Below are 24,199 nucleotides of genomic sequence, written 5' to 3'. Positions count from 1 at the left end.
TGCTAGATTGGCGGATGGCCGCCGTAGCCCTGTGTGTTTCCGAGTGAGTCCGATGCCGCGTTTCACGATCCACGATCTGGCCGAGACCATCGACGCCCGCGCGGCCTCGGGTGGCGAAGCCTCCTATACCCGCAAGCTCCTCGACAAGGGCGCCGAGCATTGCGCCAAGAAGTTCGGCGAGGAAGCAGTCGAAACCGTAATCGCTGCAGTCGAAAACGATCGCGCGCATCTGATCGCTGAAAGCGCCGACCTGCTCTATCATTTCCTTGTGCTGCTCAAGGTACGCGGCGTAAAGCTGGAAGAGGTCGAAGCCGCGCTGGACAAGCGTACGAATATGTCAGGGTTGGAAGAAAAGGCGTCGCGCAAGAGCGGCAGCTAGCCGAAGTGGAGAGGTCGCGTTATGGATATCCGCGCACCCGAGCAGCAGTATAATCCGTACCGCGTCTATACGCGTGAGCAGTGGGCGCGCCTCCGCGACGATACGCCGATGACGCTGGAGCCGGGTGAATTCGACCGGCTGCGCTCACTGCACGACCGCCTCGATCTCCAGGAAGTCGAGGACATTTATCTTCCGCTGTCGCGCCTGTTGTCGATCTATGTCGACGCCATGCAGCGCCTGTATTACGCAGAGCGCCAGTTCCTCAACATCAGGGATCGCAAGGTCCCCTACATCATCGGCGTCGCCGGCTCGGTTGCGGTCGGGAAATCCACCACGGCACGCGTTCTTCAGGCCCTGCTGGCGCGCTGGTCGCCGCGGCCGAAGGTCGAGCTGATCACCACCGACGGATTCCTCTATCCCAACGCGGTGCTCGAGCGGCACGGCATGATGCAGAAGAAGGGTTTTCCGGAGAGCTACGATCTGCCGCTGCTGCTCAGCTTCCTCTCCGACATCAAGGCCGGCCGCCGCCACGTGCGCGCGCCGGTCTATTCGCATCTGACCTACGACATCGTGCCGAACCAGTGGGCCGAGATCGACCAGCCCGACATCCTGATCGTCGAGGGCGTCAACGTGCTGCAAACCGGCAAGCTGCCGCGTGACGGCAAGGCGGTGCCTGTCGTCTCCGACTTCTTCGATTTCTCGGTCTATATCGATGCCGACGAGGCGGCATTGCGGCAATGGTACATCAAGCGCTTCCTGGCGCTGCGCGACACCGCATTCACCAATCCAAAATCCTACTTCAACCGCTACGCGCTGCTGTCGGACGAGGAAGCCACCGCCACCGCGATCGCGATCTGGGAACGCACCAACCTCGCCAATCTCGAGGACAACATCCTGCCGACCCGTCCCCGGGCGACGCTGATCCTGAAGAAGGGCGCCGATCACACGGTGGAGAGCGTGGCGCTCAGGCGGCTATGACGGCGATCTGAACGCGGCGCTGGCCGGTTCGTGCTGAAAGTATCTTTTGTTGCAGACCAACAATGGGTATTCCGCTATTCCATCGGAAAACGGCGGGAAAGGCATCATGGTTGATCGTCTCAGAAGCGCTGCGGAGCAGCTCGAAGCGCCGATCTGCCCCGACTGCCATGTCGAGATGAAGTGGTTTCGCTCCGAGCTGCTCGCGGACGAGCCGACCCCGATCATCGCGCATCTCTTCGTGTGCCCGCATTGCAAGCGCGCCGCCAAGGCAGACACCATCTTCCGGGGAGGCCAAGCGCCGCCCGACAAGCTGTCTGCGCCGCGGTTTATTGGTTATGCGGCATGACATTCCGGGTCGGCCGGAATCCAAGCCCGGCTGGTGTCCATCGCCTGCTCGAGGCTCGGAATGACGATCATTTTCGCGCCCCCTGTTGCGCCTTCGAGGCGACGAAGATGTGCCACGTCGTCAGAAACATCGCGGCGACGAGCGGGCCGATGACGAAGCCGTTCGCTCCGAAGGTCGCGAGGCCGCCCAGGGTGGCAAGCAGCACGACATAGCTCGGCATCTGGATCGACTGGCCGACCAGGATCGGGCGGAGAAAATTGTCCGCGAGGCCAATCACGAAGGTACCGAAAGCGAGCAGAATGAGGCCCTTCGTGACTGCGCCTGCCACAAACAGATAAAGTGCGGCCGGAACCCAAATCAGGGCGGAGCCAAGCACGGGCAGCAGCGAAACCAGCGCCATGAGCGCGCCCGCCAGCAGCGGCGCAGTCAAGCCGAGCAGCCAGAAGATGAGCCCGCCAAGCGCCCCCTGTATCAGGGCGACGAGAACGATCCCCTTGATCGTTCCGCGCACCGCGAGGGTGAACGCATCGAGGATCTCGGCGGTCTGGCTCGGGCGCAGCGGGAGTGCGTCGCGAATGCGTGCGCTCAGGTCTTCGCCGTCGCGCAGCAGGAAGAACAGCAGGTACAGCATCACGAGCAGGCTTGCGACGAACTCCAGCGTCAACTGACCGATGTTGATCGCATGCCCGGCCAGCTGTTGGCCGGCTGGGACGACCAGGCCCGACAGGCGTTCCTTCAGGGCCGAAAGATCCATGCGGGCCAGGCGATCTGACAGCGAAGCAGCCCAGCCAGGCAGTGCGGATCTCAATTGCTGCAGGGGATGAGCGAAACTGATCTCTCCGCTCTGAACGCGCTGATACAGCTCCCCGCCCTGGTCGACGAGCGAAGCGATGACGACCGCCACCGGGATCAGCACCATGACGATCACGACGACGACAGTGAAGAATGCGGCAAGGTTGTGCTTGCCCGGGAGGGTTTCCAGGGCGCGCCGATAGAGGGGTGCGAAGATGATGGCCAGCAGGATGGCCCACAACAATGCGCCGGAGAATGGCCAAAGCACCCACCCGAACGCAACGGAGATCGCGGCAAGCAAGATGAGGAATGAGCGGTCTTCTGATGTTCTCACGTCGTCGCCAGCCTTTCGGTCGCTCGTCATAAGATGTCCGTATCACAACAACGTGGCGGAGCGGAAAGACACGCCGGGCCAATCGTCACGCCGCGTCGCCGCAGGAACATGCGCTCGTGAACCGGCCCAATGCCGGGCCCTTCAGCCGGCGGCTCCGACCGTTCATCGGAACGTGGCTACGCGATCAGACGTGAGAAGATCTGGAGTTTCCTGCGCACCGGCAGCAGTCCCGGCCGGATGGCAGGCCCCTCATCTGCCTGCTTTCGCGTTCCAGTCCGCAAGCTTGATGCGCCCCGCGAAGGTGGCAGGGCCGGAGCCGTTGGCCTTGTAGATGAAGGCTTCGCCCTCCTGCACGTCGCCGGCTTCCTTGCCGAAGGCATCGGCGATGTTCGTTTTGTGGGTGACCAGGAAGGTGTTGGTGCCTGCCGTCGGCGGCGCATCGACGAGCTGACGCACGGCCTGCCCGGCCTTTGCATTGGCACCGGTCGGGTTTGCCATTCCCGACGCGCTGGCATTGCTGCTGTCAGTGAGCGCATCGACCGGCCTGACCTCGCGGCCGGAGATCAGCCTGCCGGCCTCGACCGCGCGGTTCAGCCTGCTGGTGTAGACCTCGCCGATCGGGATCGCCTGCTCCCTGATCGCCGCCCCGATCTGGCGCGCCATGTCCCTGCCCTTGTCGCTGAGCTGACGCTGGGCGCTCATGTCGTCGAACTTGAACGGGTAGACGTCCTTCTGGCTGTCGTCGGTCGCGGTGTGCCGGAAGATCAGGACGTAACCGCCTTGCTTGAGCGACGAGATGAGGTCCGGGGCATCGGCTGCGGCGTGTCGGGAGATTCCAGCGAGGAGGGTAATAAGCGCGAGGCGGCAAAGCACGTTCATGCGCAAATCCTCTTTTGCAAATGCCCCCGGAGGATGGTGACGCGCAACGCGCTCGATTTCAATTAGCGATTGCCGGCGGGGATCGGGTTCCCGTGATCCGGGACTGCCAGATGCCGCGATGCGGCCAGCCCGGCCAGCGCCTCGTCCAGCTTCTCCCGGTCGAGCGGCTTGATCAGAAATCCGTTCATGCCCGCCTCGAAGCAGGCATGGCGATCCTCCGCCAGCGTGTTGGCGGTAAGCGCCAGGATCGGCGTGTGCTGACCGCCCGTGGCGGCCTCATGCGCGCGGATGCGTTTTGTCGCCTCGATGCCGTCGAGCTGCGGCATCTGGATGTCCATCAGCACGAGATCGTAGGGCGTGCCGGCGGATGAGGCGGCGAGCCAGGATTCCAGCGCGGCCTCGCCATGGACAGCGATGACGACGCGGTGGCCGAGCTTGGTCAGCAGCGAGCGCATCAGCAATGCGTTGATCTCGTTGTCTTCGGCGACGAGGATCGACAGGCTCTTCGCCGGCGCTGTACCGGTGGATGCGGCCGGCGGCTCCGGCGCGAGATCGGGCGAGGCGACCTCCGGCGTCAGGGCGAGGCGTGTGGCGAGCGAGGCCGCCCGCAGCGGCTTCATCAGAAAGCCGGTGAAGGCCGGCGACAGCTTCTCGTGGCGCGAGCTCGACGTCAGCAGCACGAGGCGCTGCAAGGCATGCGCGCGGGCCGCGTCACCCAGTTGGTCGGCAATGGCAGGGCCGATCGCACGATCGATCAGCACCGCGTGCCATGAGCGTTCCGGCAGCAGTGCTTCGGCGACCGCCGCATCCGCAACCAGGCAGGTCTGGCCGCCCCAGCGCGCGAGGCGCCGCGCGATCAGCGAGGCCTCGATGCCGTCGGCGACGAGGAGCATCGACTTGCCGGTGAGATCGGGGCTCGGAAATGCAGTCTGCCCGGCGCCGGCCCGCGACGGCGGAAGCGGCACCGCGACCTCGAAGGTCGAGCCCCTGCCCGGCTCGCTCGTGAGCGTGATCCGGCCGCCCATGCGCTTGACGATGCGTTCGCTGATAGCAAGGCCGAGCCCGGTGCCGCCATAGGTGCGGGCAACGCGCTGGTCGGCCTGCTCGAACTCGCGGAAGATGCGCTGCTGGGCTTCGGCGGCGATGCCGATGCCGGTATCGCGGACCAGGAAGCTGATCTCGTTCGGCCAGATGCCGGGCTCGACGATCAGCGCAACGCCGCCGCCCGCGGTGAACTTGATGGCGTTGCCGGCGAGGTTGAGCAGCACCTGGCGCAGCCGCGCGGCGTCGCCGACGACCTCGAGCGGCAGACGCTCATCGACATAGGCGGCAATCTCGAGCGTCTTCGCCTGCGCGCGCGGCGCGAGCAGCTCGGTGATCTCCTCGACCAGGGTCGAGAGCGCGAAGGGACGTTGATCGAGGTCGAGCTTGCCGGCCTCGATCTTGGAATAGTCCAGCAATTCCTCGATCAGCGCCATCAAGGCTTCGCCCGAGGTTTTCACCGCCCTGGCATAGGTCGCCTGCTCCGGCGTCAGATTGGTGTCGAGCAGGAGGCCGCCCATGCCGATGATGCCGTTGAGCGGCGTGCGGATCTCGTGCGAGGCCATCGCCAGGAAGCGCGACTTGGCGCGGTTGGCGGCATCGGCCTGGTCGCGGGCATCGGACAGCGCGCGTTCGGTCTCGGTGCGGTCGGTGACGTCGCGACCCACGCTCTGCAGTTCGGCGGGCTGTCCGGCGTCGAGCCGGACATAGCCCTCGCGCCAGGCGATCCAGCGCGCGCCGAGCGGGGTTGCGATCTTCTGGTCGTGGATGCGCGTGCCGTTGCTCTCGCGGGCGCTGTCGCCCTGCTCCAGCACTTCGAAATCGAAGCGCGTGCCGACAAGGGCGCCGCGCGCTTGTCCTGCGAGCGCGCAATAGGCCTCGTTGGCAAAAGTGATGCGGCCCTCCGTGTCGCGCAGCACGATGAGGTCGCCCTGCTGTTCGAACAGGCTGCGGGCACGTTCTTCCGCTTCCTTCAGCTCCCAATTGCGGTCGATCAAGGCCTCATTGTGGGCGGCGAGCGTGCGCAGCCGCCTGTTGACGAAGCGCAGGCGCATGCTCAGCGTCGCAAGGCCGAGGCAGGCGAGCGCGAACAGGAAGCTCGCGCCGATCGCAAAGGCGTGGGGATCGTAGGCGGAATTCTCGGAGCGGCTGCCGGACACGAAGCCATAGGCGCCGCCGAAGGTCGCCGAGAAGATCATGAAAGAGCGGATCGCGAAGGCAATGCGGGGGTGCTGCCGCTTGAAGCGGCGCATGCGCACCTTGATCCGGAACATCCGATCCATCGCCACCCGACCCGACTCTCTTGCTTGAAACCTGTGATCGCCGGCTGCCACGATGTCGCGCCGACCTTGCGAACAGTTTGCGGCCTGGGCCCCGCCTTCAGACAGGGTTGACGGGATGTTAACGGCTCAGAGCGAGGCGGCCTGGAGCTGGCGGTGGCCGCCGCGGGCGCCGACGATCAGGGCCGCCGCCTCGCGCTGCGAGAACGTCTTCGAGCGCACATAGATGCGGTAATCCGCCGGTCCTTCGCTGGAGAGATAGACCACCGGCCCGCCGTCGACGGGCTGTGCCGCAATCGAGATCAGCCGTGTCGAGGGGGTGAGCCCGCAGGAGTCCGGCTCGGAGCCGAGACCGTCGTCCACCACGGTGAAGTCCGCGGCGTCCGCGTCATCGGTGATCTGGACCCGCACCGTCGCCCGCGCGGGATCGTCGGTGAAGGCGATATGCACGTTGGCAGTCCAGAACAGGGATGTGAGCTCGACCGTCGTGTCGCTGAGCGCGATGCAGGGATGCGAGACCGATCCGATCTCGGCACGGGCGAACACCGCAGCCGCCAGCAGGGGAACAACCGAGGCCAGGACCTTGAAACGCAACATGACACTCTACTCGCCGGGCCCTTCAGGAACTCACGACCGAAACGCGCGGGCCTTATGGTTTGCAGAGCGCAAAGGAAAATCGTTACCGCCGGGTTGATGCGCGATGCGATCACGCCATCTGCCGCACATCCTCCGCGAGTGCGCGGTAGGACAGCGCTTCGGCCAGATGCAGCCGGCCGATCTTGTCCGCGTTGTCGAGGTCGGCCAGCGTGCGCGCCACCCGCAGCACGCGGTGATAGCCGCGCGCCGACAGCCGCATGGTCTCGGCGGCATCCCGCAGCAGCTTGGCGCCTTGCGCATCCGGCTTTGCGATCTCCTCCAGCACCGAGGCGGGCGCCTCGGCATTGGTGCGGACCTTTGGCAGGCCGGCATCCGCATAGCGCGCGAGCTGGATGTCGCGCGCCGCCGCCACGCGTGCGGCGACCTCGGCCGATCCCTCCGCCGCCGGGGGCAGGATCAGGTCCGCCGCGGTCACGGCCGGCACCTCGATGCGCAGATCGATGCGGTCCATGAGGGGACCGGAGATGCGCGCCTGGTAGTCGCCGGTGCAGCGGTCGATGCGGCCGCGCTTGCAGGCATAGCCGGGCTCGAACGCATTGCCGCAGCGGCAGGGATTCATCGCCGCGACCAGCATGAAGCGGGCAGGGTAGGTGACGCGGTGATTGGCGCGCGATACAGCGACTTCGCCGTTCTCCAGGGGCTGGCGCAGCGAATCCAGCACGCGCGGATCGAATTCCGGCAGCTCGTCGAGGAACAGCACGCCCTGATGCGCCAGCGAGATCTCGCCGGGCCTGGCACGCATGCCGCCGCCGGTGAGCGCGGCCATGCTGGCGGAATGATGCGGCGAGCGGAACGGCCGCCGCGCCGTCAGCGCGCCGCCTTCGATCTCGCCGGCGACGGAGGCGATCATCGAGACCTCGAGCAGCTCGCCCGGCGACAGCGGCGGCAGGATCGAGGGCAGGCGCGCCGCCAGCATCGATTTGCCGGCGCCGGGCGCGCCGATCATCAGCAGGTGATGCCCGCCGGCGGCCGCGATCTCCAGCGCGCGCTTGGCGCTTTCCTGGCCCTTGATGTCGCGCAGGTCGAGCGTGGAGGCGGGCGCCTCGTGCACCTTCGGCGAGGGCCGCGACAGCACCTGGGTGCCCTTGAAATGGTTGGCGATCTGGATCAGCGAACTCGCCGCGATGATCTGGATGTCCGGGCTCGCCCAGGCCGCCTCGGAGCCGCACGCCGCCGGGCAGATCAAGCCTTCCTCGCGCGCATTGGCGCCGATCGCGGCGGGAAGAACGCCGGCCACCGGTGCGATCGAGCCGTCGAGGCCGAGCTCGCCGAGAACGGTGAAGCCGGTCAGCGCATCCGGCGGGATCGCGCCGATCGCCGCCATCAGCCCGAGCGCGATCGGCAGGTCGTAATGGCTGCCTTCCTTGGGAAGGTCGGCGGGTGCCAGATTGACGATGATCCGCCGCGCCGGCAGCGCCAGCCCCGAGGCGATCAGCGCCGAGCGCACCCGCTCGCGCGCCTCCGATACCGCCTTGTCCGGCAGGCCGACGATGGCGAAGGCCGGCAGGCCAGGGGCGACCTGCACCTGCACGTCGACCGCGCGGGCCTCGATCCCCTCGAAGGCGACGGTAGAAACCCGCTGAACCATGCTCGAACCAGCCTGCCCCTTTCGCGCAATTAGGGGTAGCAGAGCGCGGCCGCCAGCGCAAGAACAATACGGGAACATTCGCCGACGCCCGCGCAAGCCCTAACCAGCCGTAAACGTGACGCGGAGACTACGTCTCGAATGCCAGCTTCTGTCCTCAGCACATTCCAACGAATGTCCATTACTCCTGAGGCTGCGGGATGGGCCGTGATCTAACAAGTGAAGTAGCAAGATGCTTGCAAATCGCCGGAGAAGCGAACGTCGGGTGTGCAGCCGGCTCGCCAAGATTCATTTTGGCGCGGGCTCGCTGCCGAGGGACTGCACGATCACGGATATTTCGGATGGGGGTGTGAAAGTGGTGGCGGAATTCCTGGAAGTGCCGCCGCAATTCACCATCATCTTCGCGCCCGACTATTCCCGCCAATGCCGCCTGCGCTGGCGCATCGGCTGCGAGTTCGGCGCCGAATTCGTGGACTAGGCCGCAGGGGCCGTCCTCCTTAACGGGACTTTAGCGTTAATGGGTCAGCATCTCTGATCAGTTGCCGAGTGATCAGAGTATGTCCAAGCGTTCGTCCCTCGCCCCTCCGGCGAGATTCCTGCTTCCCGCACTCCTGGTGCTCGGCCTGGGCGGCTGTCAGACGACGGGCCTCGAGGACGTCACCGGCGCGCTCGGCGGCAAATCGGAAACAGCCGGCAAGGCCGACGCCCGGTCGGACATGGACGCATTGCGCGAGCGCTATCGCGCCAGGCCCGGCGATCCCTCCGTTGCGCTCGCCTACGGCAAGGCGCTGCGCGAGACCGGCCAGCGCGCGCAGGCGGTCGCGGTGCTTGAGCAGGCCGTGCTCAGCCATCCCAGCAACAAGGCGCTGCTCGCCGGCTACGGCCGCGCGCTCGCCGATAGCGGCAATTTCCAGCAGGCCTTCGACGTTCTCAGCCGTGCGCATACGCCTGAGGATCCGGACTGGCGCATCTTGTCGGCGCAGGGCGCGGCGCTCGATCAGCTCGGCCGCAACGAGGAGGCGCAGCAATATTACGCCGCGGCGTTGAAGATCGTGCCGAACGAGCCGACCGTGCTGTCCAATCTCGGCCTGTCCTATGTGCTGCAAAACAATCTGCCGAAGGCCGAACAGGTGCTCGGCCGCGCCTATCAGCGCAATCAGAACGATCCGCGGGTTCGTGCCAATCTCGCGCTCGTGCTGGGATTGCAGGGCCGAGAGGCCGAAGCCGAAATACTCGTGAAGGCCGATCTGCCGCCCGATCAGGCGGCGGCCAAGGTCGCGGCGCTGCGCCAGTTGCTGGCGAAGAAACAGCAAAGGGCGGACAAATAGTCCGCCCTCTTCCGATCTTTGCGATTCCCGATCTTTACGACGCCTTGCGATGCGGGGCCGACCCGCGCCCCGACCTGCCCTTCAGCTTCTTCAGGAGCGGCTCGAGCAGCGAGCGCTTCGGCTTCTTCACCTCGCCGCGGCCGGCAAGGCGGTTCGCCATGTTCTGGAACAGAAGGGTGGTGCGGTGGGTCTTGGCGACCTCCGCGATCATCTGGCCGTTATTGGCCGCGGTCGAGAACAGCTTCGAATCGAACGGGATCACCGCGATCGGCTGGCTCTCCATGGTCTTGGCAAACGCCTTGACCTCGATTTCCGCGCGCTTGTGCATGCCGACCTGGTTGATGCAGTACAACGGCGGGCGATCATTGGGGCGTGCCGCCTTCAGCACGGTCAGCATGTTCTTGGTGTTGCGCAGGTTCGCGAGATCGGGCTCGGCCACGATCACGATGTCGTCGGCGTTGACCAGCGCGCGCCGCGTCCAGCCGGACCATTGATGGGGAACGTCGAGCACGATGCAGGGCGTGGTCATGCGTAGCGTGTCGAACACCGCATCGAAGGCTTCGGTACCGAAATCATAGACGCGGTCGAGCGCAGCCGGTGCCGCCAGCAGGCTGAGGCGATCGGTGCATTTGGCGAGCAGGCGTTCCATCAGCGCCGTGTCCGGCCGGTCCTGCGACAGCACCGCATTGGCGATGCCCTGCACCGGATCCTGGTTGTAGTCGAGGCTCGCCGTGCCGAAGGCGAGGTCGAGATCGATCACGACGGAATCGAGCGCGAGGTCTCGGGCGATGGTCCAGGCCACATTGTGCGCGACGGTGGACGCACCGACGCCGCCCTTGGCGCCGACCACGGCGATGACGCGGCCGGTGATGATGGCCTCGGAAGCCGAGAACAGGCTGCAGATCGAGCGAACGACGTCGAGTGTCTCGACCGGGCCGACCACGTAGTCGTTGACGCCGCGGCGCACCAGCTCGCGATAGGGCGCGGTGTCGTTGGGATTGCCGATCACGACCACACGGGTGCCGGGATCGCAGACGCCGGCGAGGTCGTCCAGGCCCTCGAGGATGTCGCGCGTGCCGTCGGACTCGATGACGATCACGTTCGGCGTCGGCATCGATTCATAGACCTCGATCGCCGCGGCGAGGCCACCGTCCTTGGCGGTAAGGTGGGCCTTGGCGAGCCGGCGATCCTGGCCCGCCGCGGTCACCGCATTGAGCGTCTGCTCGGTCTCGCAAAAGGCTTGCACGGAAATGCGAGGAACCGGTGCAATGTGTTCCTCGGGGTGCCGCGGATCGTCCGCGTCTTCGTCGTCGAAGCTTGTCATCTGCCGGTGTCGCTGAGTTTGGCCTTGTCGGATTCGGGATAGGCGGTCGCGGTCGTCGCGCCCTTGCGATAGCGTTCGAACGCGATGTTGCGTCGTGCGGTATAGGCGGGTGTCTCGGCGCGCGGCTGCTCGAGATCGGCCGGGTTGTCGATCATGGCCGCGAGATTGCGCTGGGTGGCGCAGCCCAGATTGAAATAGGGCCGGTTCTCATTGTAGCCGGGGTCGAGGATGGAGGGGCCGACGTCTTCCGGCCACAGCCCGCAGGGGCCGGCGACGGCCGCGATCTTCGAATAGCTCAGGCGGATGGTGGGCAGCAGCCCGGGATCCTCGGGGCGGTAGGGATGCTGGACGATGGCACGCGACGGCACGCCGCCCGACGCCAGCACGGACCGGATTTCCTGGTAGGTCGCAGCAGCCGCGCGCGAATTGGCGCTGTCGACAGGCACGTCGACGACGACGGAGCCGGTGCCTTCGCGCACCCAGTCCCGCGCGATGCCCGCGACATCCGAATGCTGTGCGGCTGAGAGGCCGCCTCGCGCCTTGCCGACAAAAATCACAATCGACTTCTTGCCTTCCTGCACCGCGATCGGGTGGCGCTGGCGATAGTCGGTCGGCACCGTCTGGGTGACGATCTCGGTGGTGTTGCAGGCGCCGAGCATGACGGAGATCCCCGCCAGTGCCAGCACCACGCCCAGATTGCGACGTCGATCGGCTGTCGTCTTCGTCATCGCCTCATCCCCTCCTGCCCCAATTCCTGCCCCGGTCCCCACGCCGCGCGTTCGTCTCAGTCGATGATGAAGCCGAAATCACCCGGCGTGCCGCTGATCGGATCGACGCGGCGCGCGATGCCGTAGAGGCGGTTCATGCGGCCGAGCAGCGCCGTCTGCGCATCCGAGGCCGGCGCGAAGCCGTCGTCGGGCCGCGACAATTCCTTCTGGGCGACCGCGCGCACCACGTAGGGCGTCACGATCACCATCAGCTCGGTCTCGTTGTTGACGAAGTCCTGGCTGCGGAACAGCGCGCCGATGATCGGCAGCTGGTCGACGCCGGGCAGGCCGTTGATCGCCTGCTTGGTCTGCTGCTGGATCAGGCCGGCCATCGCCATCGAGCCGCCCGAGGGAATTTCCAGCGTGGTCTCGGCGCGGCGGGTCTGGATCGACGGGATGGTGATCGAGCTGGTCTGGCCCGCGGACACCGCCTGCGTCACGGAGATGGCGTTCTGACTCGACAGCTCCGAGACTTCGGTCATCACGCGCAGGCTGATACGTCCCTCGCTGAGCACGACCGGCGTGAAGTTCAGGGAGATGCCGAACTTCTTGTAGGTGATCTGGGTGGTACAGACATGGGTGACCGGATCGCAGGAATAGCCCGCAGGGATCGGGAATTCGCCGCCGGCAATGAAGGTGGCGGACTCGCCGGAGATCGCCGTCAGGCTGGGCTCGGCCAGCGTCCGCATCACGCCGGCGCTTTCCATCGCGCGCATCGTGGCGTTGACCGTGGCCACGCCTTTTGCGAGCCCGGTGACACCGAGCCCGTTGCTGCTGACGAGCGGGCCGCCGGAGACCGAGAACGGGTTGGAATTGTTGAAATTCACCACCGCGGTGCCGGCGTTCAGGCTGGCGCTGAGATCGACGCCCAGCTGCTTGACGATGTCGCGGCGCACTTCGCCGACCACGACCTTGAGCATCACCTGGTCGCGGCCGCGCACGACGATGTTGTTGACGACCTTCTCGGCGCCGCCGACGAGCTTTGCGGCGACGTCACCGGCTTGCTGAGCCTCGACCGGGCTCGAGACCGAGCCGGTCAGCATCACGCTGTCGCCGACGCCTTCGACCTGTACGCCCGGCAAGGACTGGCGCAGCGCCGCGCGCATGCCGTTGAGATCACGCTTCACGGCGATGTCGTAGGAGGCGACCTGCTGGCCGTCGGCGGTGAAGAACACGACGTTGGTCTGGCCGACCTGGCCGCCGATGATATAGGCGCGCTGCGCCGAGCGGATCACCGCGTTGGCGATCTTGGGGTCGGCCACGAGCACGTCCTTGACCTCGCGCGGCAGGTCGATGACGACGGACTTGCCGACGCCGAGCGACAGGAATCGCGTCCTCGCCGCTGCGACCGTCGAGACCGGCGACACGCCGAGGTCGGGCGCTTGCATCGGCGCCTGGTCGCCGACTGGCGCATCCGCAGCGCTGACGGCGTCGGAGGCTGCGAGCAGCCCCAGCATCAACATCGTCCCCGCCAGGATCGAGCGCGCGCGCTTCCCCCGAATGCGCAGGCTCGTCCGATCACCCCGGTAACTCATGCTATCCCCATCACTTCTGTGACGTCAGTTGTCGTGCCTGCACGCCGTAACGGATCACGTTCACGCCGCCCGGGCGCTTGACCGCCTGGTCCTCGGGCGTGCCCTCGAATGCGTTGGCATCGACGATGCTGCGCAGCGCGAGCGTCAGCGTGCCGCCCTGGCGTGCGGCCGAGAGCGTTGCGACCTGGTCGGGCCTGAGCTCGAGCGTGACGGTCTTGCCGAGCACGGCATTCTGGCCGTCCTTTTCCTTCGGCGCCTGGTCGATCGCGAGCACGCGGATGTTGGCGAGAATGACCTCGGACAGGATAAGGTCGTTGCCGCCGGTCGGGCCATCGCTGTTGCCGTCGGGATTCTTCAGGCGGCGGGTCAGGATGATGTCGACGCGGTCGTTCGGAAGGATGAAGCCGCCGGCGCCCGTTTCGGCTGAAATCTCCGTGGAGACGGCGCGCATCCCGGACGGCAGGATCGCGGCCATGAAGCCGGAGCCTTCGGCCCTGACCAGCTTCTGCTCGCGGATCGGCTCGCCCTGCATCAACGGCACGCGTGCGATCGAGCCGGCGATCTGGGTCTGCGCGTCGGGCCTGCCGTCGCGGCGGATGAAGGCGCTGCTCGCGGTCGCGGCCGGCCAGGCCTGCCATTGCAGGTCGTCTGGCTTCACGGCCTGGCCGAGCTGGATATCGTTCTTCGCGACGAGCACCTCGACCGTCGGCAGCTTCTCGGCGACGGGAAGGGCAGGCGCGGGATTGTTGTCGAAGCTGCTCGCCAGATACGCAGCGACGCCGCCGGCGCCCAGTGCGATGACGAGAACGACAATGCGTGCGGTGTTCATGCGCCTCTACTCTTACGCGGGGCACTCGAACTGCACGTGGCGTGTTCCCCCGCGTCGATGAGTAGGGAGCAAAAGTATAAGGGGTGTTGCGAGGCCGAATGCGATGGCCGGCCGCGATGCTGGTTTTCGGCGGATGGTGAACGCGGCGTTATTCGATCGGCCAGCGGCTCCGTAGTTTCACGCAGACCGGCGCACGCGATCGAATGCGGCGCGTGGGCGTCATGGTGAACGGGTGGTTAGTGACGGGAGAGGCTCGACGTCGGGCGCCATCGCAATGTGCGCCGCGACGCCGGCGCTCGTCCTGCCGTGCAGGACGAGCAGCTCAGGACGACGGTGATGGAATGAGGCCGGTGTCGCCGGCGCTATTTCTTCCGCTTCTGCTCGATCACGTCCCAGATCCTCGCCGCAACGTCAGGGCCGCCGAGCCGTGCAATCGCGCGGATGCCGGTCGGCGAGGTGACGTTGATCTCGGTGAGGTTGCCGTTGATGACGTCGATGCCGACGAACAGGAGGCCGCGCTGGCGCAGCGCCGGGCCGACGGTGGCGCAGATCTCGCGCTCGCGCGGGGTGAGCTCGGTCTCCTGGGCCGCGCCGCCGCGCACCATGTTGGAGCGGAGGTCGTCGGCGGCCGGCACGCGGTTCACCGCGCCGGCGAACTCGCCGTCGACCAGGATGATGCGCTTGTCGCCGTGCTTCACCTCGGGAATGAACTGCTGGATCACCCAGGGCTCCCTGAACGTCACCGAGAACATGTCGAACAGCGAGCCGAAATTCATGTCCTGCGGCATCACGCGGAACACCGCCGCGCCGCCATGGCCGTGCAGCGGCTTCATGACGACGGCGCCGTGCTTGTCGCGAAACGCGTTGATCTCATCGAGGTCGCGCGAGATCAGCGTCGGCGGCATCAGCTGCGGAAAATTCATCACGAACAGCTTCTCCGGCGCGTTGCGCACGGAGGCGGGATCGTTGACGACCAGCGTCTTCGGATGGATGCGCTCCAGGAAATGTGTCGAGGTGATGTAGGCGAGGTCGAACGGCGGGTCCTGGCGGAGCAGCACCACGTCAAAGCCGTTCAGCGCTTCGCGCCTGGGCTCGCCCAGGGTGAAGTGGTCGCCGGGCTCGTCGCGCACCGTCAGGAGCTGAACCGGCGCGACCAGCTCTCCACCGACCATCGAGAGCTTGTCGGGCGTGTAATAGGACAGGCCATGGCCGCGCTTCTGCGCTTCCAGAAGCAGCGCAAAGGTGGAATCGCCCTTGATGTTGATACGGGCGATTGGATCCATCTGGACGGCGACATTGAGTTTCATGATCTGCCTTTCAGGTCGAGGCGTCGAATGCCGCCAACACATGGCGCGGAAGCGAGCGCGGCGCAATCAGCATCGCGTCGAATCGCAATTCGAATTCGGCATGCTCGGGATGCGCTACGAGCCAGCCTTGCGCGGCGTCGATGATGCGCTGCTGCTGGCGCGGCGTCACGGCGAAAGCGGCGTCATCGAGGCTCGCCCGCGCCTTGACCTCCACGAAAGCGATCAGGTTGCGGCGGCGCGCCACGATGTCGATCTCGCCATGCGGGGTGCGATAGCGCTTGGCGAGGATGCGGTAGCCCTTGGCCATCAGATAGGCCGCGGCGCGGCTCTCCGCGGAAATGCCGGTGCGGAACGCGGCGACGCGCTCGGGCGAGGCGACCTTCGGTTCCCTGGGGATCTCAGTCTTCGCCATCGCCGCCCCGAAGATCCTTTGCGAGTGCGAGCGCGCGGGCATAGACCTCGCGGCGCGGCCGGCCCGACAATGCGACCGCATGCGCCACGGCATCCTTGACGCTGTTTGCGGCAAGCTGCTCGCGCAAGAGCCCGTCGAGCGCATCCGATGCCAGCACATCGGCGTCCGCTGCGGGCGGGCCGATCACCAGAACGAACTCGCCGCGCGTCTCCGGCGCATCGGCTTGCCGCGCGAACTCGGCGAGCGGCGCACGCCTGATCTCCTCGTGCAACTTCGTCAGCTCGCGGCAGACCGCGGCCTCGCGTTCGCCCATGATCTCCGCGAGATCGTCCAAGGTGGCCTGCATCCGGTTGCCCGATTCGAACATCACCAGCGTCGCGTCGATGCGCGCAAGCTCGGCCAGCCGTGCGCGGCGCGCGGCGGATTTCGCCGGCAGGAAACCCTCGAAGAAGAAGCGGTCGGTCGGCAGCGCGGCGACCGACAGCGCTGCCAGCACCGAGGACGGGCCGGGCAGCGCGTGCACCGGATGGCCCGCGGCGCAGACCTCGCGCACCAGCTTGAAGCCGGGATCGGAGATCAGGGGCGTACCGGCGTCCGACACCAGCGCGACCGAGCGGCCTTGCGCCAGCGCCTCCAGAATCTTCGGACGCGCCGCTTCCGCATTGTGCTCGTGATACTGCTTGAGCGTCGCTGCGATCGCATAGCGCTCGGTCAGGCGGCGCGTGATGCGGGTGTCCTCGCAGGCGATGACATCGACGCCGGCGAGCGTCTGAAGCGCCCGCAGGGTGATGTCGCCGAGATTGCCGATGGGTGTCGCGACCAGATAGAGACCCGGCGCGGCCTTCGGCGCCGCAAGCCGATGGGCATCGATGGAGAAACCGCGCGAGGCGGGGTCTTGAGCTTCAGGCGTATTTATCGGGGCCGGCTTTGCGCGCATAATGAAGCCAACTTAGGCACGATCCGCAGGGCTGGGAACCGGCTGGTCGAAAAAGATCGTGCCCAGGATCGTGCCCAGGTGAGGGGGCGAGGAACGGACGGGAATGTGATCGGCCAGGATCACCTCGAGAGGGAATGAGGGGCCTTCGCGCCATATTCACGACGGAAACGCCGCCTTGATGCTGGATGAGCGACGGCGAATGGCTGCCATGACAGGAAGGCGGTCGCGTTAAGCGGCTGTTATCCTTTTGTTTTGGTTAACTGTTTGCCGACAATATGCCTGAACCGCGGCCTGTGTCGCGGAAGGAATGTCGTGACCGGCCGGCGACGGCGGGTCAGAAGAGAAGCTGCCATGGTGGGCCCGCGTCATCCAAAGTCTCTGCCTCCGGGGTCCCGAACGTCGGGGGCGACCCGCCGGAGTGCGCTCGGCCTGTTGCTAGGCGCGCCCGCGCTGTCGGCCTGCGCCGGCGTGCAGCAGAGTCTCAGTCAGTTCTCCAACCCGTTCTCGAGCTCCGCGCCGCCGGCCCAGCCGGCAGGGCCCCCGCAACAGGCGACGACCGCCGGCACCGGCGGCGTGAAGGTCGCCGTGATTCTGCCGCTCTCCGCCGCCGGCAATGCCGGCCTCGCCGCGCAATCCATGCGCAACGCCGCCGAGATGGCGCTGGCCGAGTTCCAGAACCCGAACATCCAGCTCCTGATCAAGGACGACAATGGCAGCCCGCAAGGCGCGCAAGCCGGCGCGCAGCAGGCGGTCGACGAAGGCGCCGAGATCATCCTCGGGCCGCTGTTCGCGCAGTCTGTGCCGGCGGTGGCGCAGGTCGCGCGCACGCGCGGCATTTCCGTCATCGCGTTCTCGACCGATTCCAGCATCGCCGGCCGCGGCGTCTATCTGCTCTCGTTCCTGCCGGAGTCCGACGTCAACCGCATCGTCGAATATTCCGCCAGCATCGGAAAGCGCTCCGTTGCCGTGCTGGTGCCCGACAATGCCTATGGCAATGTCGTCGAAGCGGCGGTGAAGGCGGCGGTGCCGCGGCGGGGCGGGCGGATCGTCGCCTTCGAGAAATACGGTGCCGATCGCGCCACGCCGGCGCGCACCGTCGCGCAGCAGCTCGGCAGCGCCGATGCGCTGTTCATTGCCGACGACGGCGATGCCGTGGTGTCGGTGGCGGATGCGATGACGGCCGCAGGCGCGAATCTGCGCAACATCCAGCTGCTCGGCACCGGCCTGTGGGACAATCCGCGCGTCTATGCCAGCGCCGCGCTCCAGGGCGGCCTCTACGCCGCGCCCGACCCGGCCGGCTTCCGCGCCTTCTCGGGCCGCTATCGCACCAAATATGGCGGCGAGCCGGTGCGCACCGCGACATTGGCCTACGACGCCGTCGCCCTCGTCGCCGCACTGGCGCGCACGCAAGGTCCCACCCGCTTCTCGCCGGACGTGCTCACCAACCCTTCGGGCTTCGCCGGCATCGACGGCCTGTTCCGCTTCCGCGCAGACGGCACCAACGAGCGCGGGCTCGCAGTGATGAAGGTGACGCAGGGTGGCGGCGTTGCGGTCGCAGGCTCGCCGAAGAGCTTTGGGGCGTAGCTCCGGACGACGCTGCCGCAGGGTGGGGCAAAGGCGCACTCGCGCCGTGCCCACCATCCCAGCTAATCGCGTGCAGTTGCGTGGGCACGCTCCGCTTTGCCCATCCTACGGCAGCTCGCTACGCCGCCAGATCCGCGACCACCGCATCCAGCACCGGAAAACCGCTGCTGGTCACGCGCAGCCGGCCCGTCGGATCCACCGTGATCGCGCCTTCCTCGCGCAGCAGCGCGATGCGGCGGGGGTCGAGCGGGCGGCCGGAGAGGGCGGTGTAGCGCTCGGGGTCGATGCCCTCGGCAAGGCGCAGTCCCATCAGCAGGAATTCGTCGGCGCGCTCTTCGCTGTTGAGGCGCTCGTCGGTGACGACGCCATGGCCGTTGGTCTCGACGCGCAACAGCCAGGCCTCGGGACGCTTCTCCGTGGCGGTGGCGTGGCGCACGCCGTCGATGTCGAGGCGGCCGTGCGCGCCGGGGCCGATGCCGGCATATTCCTCGCCGCGCCAGTACACCAGATTGTGCCGGCACTCGGCGCCGCGCCGGGCGTGATTTGAGATCTCGTAGGCGGGCAGACCCAGCCTGTCGCAGGTCTCCTGCGTGACGTCATAGAGCGCGCGCGCGACCGCTTCATCCGGCGTCTTCAATTTGCCGGCCTGGTGCAGGCCGAAGAACGGCGTGCCTTCCTCGATCGTCAATTGATAGAGCGACAGATGCTCGGCCGCTTCATCGATTGCCAGACGCAGTTCGTCGGCCCACATCGCCGGCGTCTGGTCGGGGCGGGCGTAGATCAGGTCGAACGAATAGCGGTCGAACGAGCGGCGCGCGATGGCGACCGCATCGAGCGCCTCGCGCGCGCTGTGCATGCGGCCGAGCGCCTTCAGCGAGGCATCGTCGAGCGCCTGCACGCCGAGCGAGACGCGGTTGACGCCGGCGGTGCGATAGCCGGCGAAGCGCGTGGCCTCGACGCTGGTCGGGTTCGCTTCCAGCGTGACCTCGACGTCGCCTGCGACGGTCCAGTGCTTGCCGATCGCATCGAGCACGGCGCCGACCGTTGCGGGCTGCATCAGGGACGGCGTGCCGCCACCGAGGAAGATCGAGGTGACCTCGCGGCCCGGCGCACGCTCTGCGGTGGTTGCGATCTCGCGCGCAAAGGCGGAAGCGAAGCGCGCCTCGTCGATCGCGGCGTGGCGAACGTGGCTGTTGAAGTCGCAATAGGGACACTTCGACAGGCAGAACGGCCAGTGCACGTAGACGCCAAAGGCTTTAGATTCTTGTTTTGACGCGTTTTCCTGGCGCGAACCGGTATCCACTTCGCTCGAAAACGCTCTAGCGCGGCTCAAGGCAGATCTCCGCCAGTTTCACGAAGGCGCGGGCGCGGTGCGACAGGCCGAGGCCAAGCGGCGGCAGGCCGTGCTTCTCGATGCTCTCCATCTCGCCGAAGGTGCGGTTGTGGCCGTCGGGCAGGAACATCGGATCGTAGCCGAAGCCGGCAGTCCCGCGCGGAGGCCAGACCAGCGTGCCGTCGACGCGCGCCTCGACCTGTTCGAGATGATCGTCGGGCCAGGCGACGCACAGCGCGGAGACGAAATGCGCCTTGCGCTTGTCCGGCGTGGCGGCGCCGCGCTCCTGCAACAGGCGCTCGATCTGCGCCATCGCCGCGTTGAAATCCTTGGAGGGGCCGGCCCAGCGCGCGCTGTAGATGCCGGGCGCGCCGTCGAGTGCGTCGACGACGATGCCGGAATCATCGGCGAAGGCGGGTAGCCTGGCTGCCTGCGCCGCTGCGATCGCCTTGATGGCGGCATTGCTGCGGAAATCGCTGCCTGTCTCGTCCGGCTCGGACAGGCCGAGCTCTCCCGCCGACACCGCCTCGATGCCGTACGGCGCCAGCAGCTCCCGCATCTCGGCGAGCTTGCCGGGATTGTGGGTGGCGATGACCAGCTTGTCCGTGATTCGGCGGTGCATGGCCTATTGACTACGCCACAGCCAGTTTCTGCAAGTCCACCAGACGCGCGACGCCCTTGCGGGCCAGCGCCATCAGCGCCAGCAGCTCGGCTTCGGTGAACGGCTCGCGTTCCGCGGTGCCCTGCACCTCGATGATGCGGCCATCGCCGGTCATGACGAAATTGGCATCGGTCTCGGCCTCGGAATCCTCGGCGTAGTCGAGGTCGAGCACCGGCGTGCCGTTGTAGATGCCGCAGGAGATCGCGGCGACGTTGTCGCGCAGCACGTTGGCCTTGACCATGTTGCGCGCCTTCATCCAGTTGACGCAATCGGCGAGGGCGACCCAGGCGCCGGTGATCGAGGCCGTGCGCGTGCCGCCGTCGGCCTGAAGCACGTCGCAATCGACCGTGATCTGGCGCTCGCCGAGGGCTTCGAGATTGATGATGGTGCGGAGCGAGCGGCCGATCAGGCGCTGGATCTCGACGGTGCGGCCGCTCTGCTTGCCGGCGGAGGCCTCGCGGCGGGTCCGTTCCGAGGTCGCGCGCGGCAGCATGCCGTATTCGGCGGTGACCCAGCCGCGGCCCTGGCCCTTCAGCCATGGCGGCAGGCGGTCCTCCAGGGTGGCGGTGACCAGCACATGGGTGTCGCCGAATTTCACCAGGCACGAACCTTCCGCATATTTCACCACGCCGCGCTCCAGCGTCACGGGGCGCAATTCGTCGGGCGCACGGCGGCTTGGCCGCATGGGAAATCCTCCAAAACTCACGGGAAAAGGCTGCTCGCGGTGCTTGTAGGTGCGGCGGGGATGGGCGGCAAGGCTTTTTCACCCCCTGATTTCGCGGCCGCAAACGCCACGCTTGTCAGAAGCGCCCGGGATAGACAAATTACGAGTATCCGAGAGGAGTTACCGTCCGTGGCCCATCACGATCCGATCCATCTGATCGCGCCGCGCGCAGGCCTTGCCCAGCTCAACGAGCGTTCCCGCGACATCTTTCGTCAAATTGTCGAAAGCTATCTCGCGACCGGCGAGCCTGTCGGCTCGCGCAACATTTCCCGCCTGATCGCCATGCCGCTGTCGCCGGCCTCGGTCCGTAACGTCATGGCGGATCTGGAACAACTCGGCCTGATCTATGCCCCGCACACCTCCGCCGGGCGGTTGCCGACGGAACTCGGCCTGCGCTTCTTCGTCGATGCCCTGATGCAGGTCGGCGACCTCAACGAGGCCGAGCGGCAGTCGATCCAGAGCCAGCTCTCCTCGGTCGGCGAGGCGCAGTCGGTCGAGGCGGCGCTGGACCAGGCCTTGATGCGGCTCTCCGGCCTCACCCGGGCCGCCGCCGTCGTGTTGACGCCAAAATCCAATGCGCGGCTGAAGCACATCGAATTCGTCCGCCTGGAACCCGAGAAAGCGCTGGTGATCCTCGTCGGCGAGGACGGTCAGGTGGAAAACCGCGTGCTGACGCTGCCGCCCGGGGTTCCCTCCTCGGCGCTCACCGAGGCTGGCAATTTCCTCAATGCGCGCATCCGCGGCCGCACCCTGGCCGAGGCGCGGCTCGAGCTCGAGACCGCCCTTGCCGAGGCCCGTGCCGAGCTCGATCAGCTGACGCAGAAGGTGATCTCGGCCGGCATCGCCAGCTGGTCCGGCGGCGAGAACGAGGACCGCCAGCTCATCGTTCGCGGCCATGCCAATCTGCTCGAAGATCTGCATGCGCTGGAGGATCTGGAGCGGGTGCGCCTGTTGTTCGACGACCTCGAGACCAAGCGCGGCGTAATCGACCTGCTTGGCCGCGCCGAGACCGCCGAGGGCGTGCGCATCTTCATCGGCAGTGAGAACAAGCTGTTCTCGTTGTCGGGGTCCTCCACCATCATCTCGCCCTATCGGGATGCCGCCGGCCACATCGTCGGCGTTCTCGGCGTGATCGGCCCGACGCGGCTGAATTATGCCCGCGTGATCACGACCGTGGACTACGCCGCCCGCATCGTCAGCCGCCTTCTGGGGGGCTGACCGGCGTTTCCGCCGATCACGGGCGCTTGATTTTCGCAAGCTTAGGCACGATATCCGGGCCAACAATCCCTGAAACGAGTTCGAGATTAGAGCCGATGACCGAGCAAGACCGGCAACCTCAAGACACGGCTGCAGCGACCGGCGAGCCCGTGGTGTCAAAGCCCTACATCATGCCTGACGATCCCGAGCCCGGCTCGGTCGAGATGTTGCAGAAGGAAGCCGCCGAGGCGCGCGACCGCATGCTGCGGACGCTGGCCGAGATGGAGAATCTGCGCAAGCGCACCACCAAGGAGGTCGCCGACGCGCGTCTCTACGGCATCACCGGCTTTGCCCGCGACGTGCTCGACATCGCCGACAATCTTCAGCGCGCGCTCGATGCCGTTCCGGCCGAAGCGCGTGCAGCGGCCGATCCCGGCCTTACGGCGCTGATCGAGGGTGTCGAGTTGACCGAGCGCTCGCTGCACAGCGCGCTCGAGAAGCATGGTGTGAAGAAGCTCGATCCGCAGGGTCAGAAGTTCGACCCGAACTTCCACCAGGCGATGTACGAAGTGCCTGACGCGTCGGTGCCCTCAGGCACCGTTGTGCAGGTCATGCAGGCCGGCTACACCATCGGCGAGCGCGTGCTGCGTCCGGCGCTGGTCGGTGTCGCCAAGGGCGGTGCGAAGGCAGCCCCCGCCGCCAACAACAACGAATCGAACGGCGCGCCGAACTGATTGAACCTCATGGTGCGCAAAGCGGCCGTGTGAGGCTCTCCTCTGGGAGAGTCTTCGCTGGTGAGACAACGTCCTCTCCAGCCCCCCGCAAGCTAGGGAGCGCATCCCGCTTGCGGATGCAGCTATCCCTTCGGCTGGATGCCGTCGCGGACCGCGCGGAAGCGGGTGAAGGCGGGCAGCCACTGGTCGCGTGGGGCGCTGGCGATGATGCGCAATGATGCGCCGCCAGTCGAGAAGCGGATCCACTGCACCACGGTCACGGGGATCTTGTCCTTGCCGCTGACGCCGTCGATCCGGGTCTCGAAACCCTGCTGGCCGTTGATGCGAATCGGCTCGGACATGGTGATGCGCGACTCGCGCACGCCGGGAATCTGGAGCGCCGCCTCCTGGGCGAAGCGGGCGCGGTCGTCGGCCTGCTGCGGGGTGGCGCCGATCACGCCGAGAATCATGAACGGCTTCGACTCGTAACCCGTGCTCTCATCGCCGTCGGCGAGGATGATGCTGCTGCCCGGCGCGAGCGTTCGGATGTCCTTGAAGTTGGCGAGATCGGTGATCTTGAACGGCATCAGCGCGATCTGCTCTTCAGCCGAGACCTGCCTGCGAGTGACGGTGCTCGCAAACATCTGCCGCACCGCTTCATCCGTGTAGATCTTGGTCGCATTCTCGGGGATCTGCACCGCGACATAGCCGGAGAAGCCGGCGCCGGGCACGATCATCGAATAGCGCTTCACCGGGGTATCGCCGGCCTTGCCGCTTTCGGTGGTGAAATAGGCGAGGCCTGCGGGGGTCTCGATCTTGTCCTGCGTGACCCCATTGGTCCCGGCGGGATTGGAATTGAAGGCGCTCACGACCTCGCCATAGGCCGCCGGCGGCAGCTCGGTGACCAGCACCTTGACGCTGCCATCCTCGCTCTCGAAGCCCGGAAAGGTCTTGGCGGTGCTGAGGCCGATCAGCGGCACCATGCCGAGGCGCAAGCCAGGTGGGAAAACGGCGTCGGCGGCAAGGGCCGGAAACACTGTTACGGCGAGGAGGGCCAGCGCGGCGAGGGGGCGGATCAGCTTCATGGGCACTCTGATTGGTTCACATTGAGGCCGTTCGATGGTCGGCCGCCGGGCCGCTTTGTCGCGCGAAGCAGCTGCGCCGGCTGTCCGGCCGGTTCGCCTTTTAGCGGGTTTGGCCTTGCCGCAACAGGGCGGGGCCTGTTGCGGGTGGCGGGGGCTTGCCGAGGCCCCAACCTGTTAATAATTCCTCACCCG

24 protein-coding genes are annotated in these 24,199 nt (G+C 66.6%); 8 read left to right on the top strand and 16 right to left on the bottom strand.

The window, feature by feature from the left end:
• Positions 1-52 precede the first annotated feature (52 nt).
• From FJV43_RS16795 to FJV43_RS16785, 3 genes are read left to right on the top strand one after another with little or no spacing between them, the layout of a single operon-like run.
• The gene (locus FJV43_RS16795; RefSeq protein ID WP_028180742.1) at positions 53-379 is read left to right on the top strand and encodes a phosphoribosyl-ATP diphosphatase; all 327 of its coding nucleotides are present in this window, start codon (positions 53-55) and stop codon (positions 377-379) included.
• 21 nt (positions 380-400) lie between these two features.
• Positions 401-1,357: a type I pantothenate kinase gene (gene coaA, locus FJV43_RS16790; RefSeq protein ID WP_028180741.1), complete on the top strand. Its 957-nt coding sequence runs from the start codon at positions 401-403 to the stop codon at positions 1,355-1,357.
• A 46-nt stretch (positions 1,358-1,403) separates the two neighbouring features.
• Positions 1,404-1,703: a hypothetical protein gene (locus FJV43_RS16785; RefSeq protein ID WP_239628623.1), complete on the top strand. Its 300-nt coding sequence runs from the start codon at positions 1,404-1,406 to the stop codon at positions 1,701-1,703.
• 67 nt (positions 1,704-1,770) lie between these two features.
• Here the strand turns inward: FJV43_RS16785 and FJV43_RS16780 are convergent, their stop codons facing one another.
• From FJV43_RS16780 to FJV43_RS16760, 5 genes are all read right to left on the bottom strand, one after another.
• The gene (locus tag FJV43_RS16780; RefSeq protein ID WP_345946191.1) at positions 1,771-2,859 is read right to left on the bottom strand and encodes an AI-2E family transporter; all 1,089 of its coding nucleotides are present in this window, start codon (positions 2,857-2,859) and stop codon (positions 1,771-1,773) included.
• Between the two features lie 219 nt (positions 2,860-3,078).
• Positions 3,079-3,708: a histidine phosphatase family protein gene (locus tag FJV43_RS16775; RefSeq protein ID WP_239628622.1), complete on the bottom strand. Its 630-nt coding sequence runs from the start codon at positions 3,706-3,708 to the stop codon at positions 3,079-3,081.
• Positions 3,709-3,770: 62 nt separating this feature from the next.
• Positions 3,771-6,032, bottom strand: a complete 2,262-nt coding sequence (locus tag FJV43_RS16770) for an ATP-binding protein (RefSeq protein ID WP_239628620.1) — start codon at positions 6,030-6,032, stop codon at positions 3,771-3,773.
• A gap of 126 nt (positions 6,033-6,158) precedes the next feature.
• Positions 6,159-6,626: a hypothetical protein gene (locus tag FJV43_RS16765; protein ID WP_239628618.1), complete on the bottom strand. Its 468-nt coding sequence runs from the start codon at positions 6,624-6,626 to the stop codon at positions 6,159-6,161.
• 109 nt (positions 6,627-6,735) lie between these two features.
• A complete protein-coding gene (locus FJV43_RS16760) occupies positions 6,736-8,274 on the bottom strand; it encodes a YifB family Mg chelatase-like AAA ATPase (protein ID WP_239628617.1) in 1,539 nt (512 codons plus the stop codon).
• Positions 8,275-8,503: 229 nt separating this feature from the next.
• Between FJV43_RS16760 and FJV43_RS16755 the strand changes: the two genes are divergently transcribed.
• Both FJV43_RS16755 and FJV43_RS16750 read left to right on the top strand, forming a co-directional pair.
• Positions 8,504-8,749 (top strand): PilZ domain-containing protein, encoded by a 246-nt coding sequence (locus tag FJV43_RS16755; protein ID WP_018644993.1) that lies wholly within the window; start codon positions 8,504-8,506, stop codon positions 8,747-8,749.
• Between the two features lie 79 nt (positions 8,750-8,828).
• Positions 8,829-9,599 (top strand): tetratricopeptide repeat protein, encoded by a 771-nt coding sequence (locus FJV43_RS16750; RefSeq protein WP_239628615.1) that lies wholly within the window; start codon positions 8,829-8,831, stop codon positions 9,597-9,599.
• Positions 9,600-9,633: 34 nt separating this feature from the next.
• On the opposite strand, the gene FJV43_RS16745 is transcribed toward FJV43_RS16750, so the two are convergent.
• The 7 genes from FJV43_RS16745 to rsmI form a co-directional block, all read right to left on the bottom strand.
• Positions 9,634-10,923 carry an AAA family ATPase gene (locus tag FJV43_RS16745; protein WP_239628613.1) on the bottom strand — a complete coding sequence of 430 codons (1,290 nt, stop codon included), beginning with the start codon at positions 10,921-10,923 and terminating at the stop codon, positions 9,634-9,636.
• Positions 10,920-11,651 carry a CpaD family pilus assembly protein gene (locus tag FJV43_RS16740; RefSeq protein WP_239628611.1) on the bottom strand — a complete coding sequence of 244 codons (732 nt, stop codon included), beginning with the start codon at positions 11,649-11,651 and terminating at the stop codon, positions 10,920-10,922. Before FJV43_RS16740 ends, FJV43_RS16745 begins: the two co-directional genes overlap by 4 nt.
• A gap of 56 nt (positions 11,652-11,707) precedes the next feature.
• Positions 11,708-13,225, bottom strand: coding sequence for a type II and III secretion system protein family protein (locus tag FJV43_RS16735; protein WP_239628609.1), 1,518 nt, complete (start codon positions 13,223-13,225; stop codon positions 11,708-11,710).
• A 10-nt stretch (positions 13,226-13,235) separates the two neighbouring features.
• The gene (gene cpaB / locus FJV43_RS16730) at positions 13,236-14,054 is read right to left on the bottom strand and encodes a Flp pilus assembly protein CpaB (RefSeq protein WP_239628608.1); all 819 of its coding nucleotides are present in this window, start codon (positions 14,052-14,054) and stop codon (positions 13,236-13,238) included.
• Positions 14,055-14,416: 362 nt separating this feature from the next.
• Positions 14,417-15,361, bottom strand: a complete 945-nt coding sequence (gshB, locus tag FJV43_RS16725; protein WP_239628606.1) for a glutathione synthase — start codon at positions 15,359-15,361, stop codon at positions 14,417-14,419.
• A gap of 10 nt (positions 15,362-15,371) precedes the next feature.
• Complete coding sequence (locus tag FJV43_RS16720) at positions 15,372-15,773, bottom strand: YraN family protein (protein ID WP_028178952.1); 402 nt, start codon at positions 15,771-15,773, stop codon at positions 15,372-15,374.
• Positions 15,760-16,710, bottom strand: coding sequence for a 16S rRNA (cytidine(1402)-2'-O)-methyltransferase (rsmI, locus tag FJV43_RS16715; RefSeq protein WP_239628604.1), 951 nt, complete (start codon positions 16,708-16,710; stop codon positions 15,760-15,762). The genes FJV43_RS16720 and rsmI overlap by 14 nt, the downstream gene beginning before the upstream one ends.
• A gap of 351 nt (positions 16,711-17,061) precedes the next feature.
• Here rsmI and FJV43_RS16710 point away from each other — a divergent pair, with 351 nt between their 5' ends.
• Entirely contained in the window at positions 17,062-18,294 is a 1,233-nt protein-coding gene (locus FJV43_RS16710) for a penicillin-binding protein activator (RefSeq protein ID WP_239628603.1), read from the top strand.
• Between the two features lie 118 nt (positions 18,295-18,412).
• Here the strand turns inward: FJV43_RS16710 and hemW are convergent, their stop codons facing one another.
• Genes hemW through rph form a run of 3 tightly spaced genes read right to left on the bottom strand, consistent with a single transcriptional unit; the run spans position 18,413 to position 20,973 of the window.
• A complete protein-coding gene (gene hemW / locus FJV43_RS16705) occupies positions 18,413-19,597 on the bottom strand; it encodes a radical SAM family heme chaperone HemW (protein ID WP_239629442.1) in 1,185 nt (394 codons plus the stop codon).
• A gap of 16 nt (positions 19,598-19,613) precedes the next feature.
• Positions 19,614-20,249, bottom strand: coding sequence for an RdgB/HAM1 family non-canonical purine NTP pyrophosphatase (rdgB, locus tag FJV43_RS16700; protein ID WP_239628601.1), 636 nt, complete (start codon positions 20,247-20,249; stop codon positions 19,614-19,616).
• 10 nt (positions 20,250-20,259) lie between these two features.
• Positions 20,260-20,973 carry a ribonuclease PH gene (gene rph, locus FJV43_RS16695; protein WP_028178946.1) on the bottom strand — a complete coding sequence of 238 codons (714 nt, stop codon included), beginning with the start codon at positions 20,971-20,973 and terminating at the stop codon, positions 20,260-20,262.
• A gap of 168 nt (positions 20,974-21,141) precedes the next feature.
• Between rph and hrcA the strand changes: the two genes are divergently transcribed.
• Both hrcA and grpE read left to right on the top strand, forming a co-directional pair.
• Positions 21,142-22,230 carry a heat-inducible transcriptional repressor HrcA gene (hrcA, locus tag FJV43_RS16690; RefSeq protein ID WP_239628600.1) on the top strand — a complete coding sequence of 363 codons (1,089 nt, stop codon included), beginning with the start codon at positions 21,142-21,144 and terminating at the stop codon, positions 22,228-22,230.
• 95 nt (positions 22,231-22,325) lie between these two features.
• The gene (gene grpE / locus FJV43_RS16685; protein WP_239628598.1) at positions 22,326-22,943 is read left to right on the top strand and encodes a nucleotide exchange factor GrpE; all 618 of its coding nucleotides are present in this window, start codon (positions 22,326-22,328) and stop codon (positions 22,941-22,943) included.
• Positions 22,944-23,065: 122 nt separating this feature from the next.
• Here grpE and FJV43_RS16680 read toward each other — a convergent pair whose 3' ends face one another.
• Positions 23,066-24,007 (bottom strand): hypothetical protein, encoded by a 942-nt coding sequence (locus FJV43_RS16680; RefSeq protein WP_028178943.1) that lies wholly within the window; start codon positions 24,005-24,007, stop codon positions 23,066-23,068.
• Between the last annotated feature and the right edge of the window lie 192 nt (positions 24,008-24,199).

Source organism: Bradyrhizobium sp. I71 (genome assembly GCF_022354745.1).
GTDB lineage: Bacteria > Pseudomonadota > Alphaproteobacteria > Rhizobiales > Xanthobacteraceae > Bradyrhizobium > Bradyrhizobium liaoningense.
The sequence above is the reverse complement of the archived record's forward strand: the minus strand, read 5'-3'. Positions and strand labels throughout refer to the sequence as shown.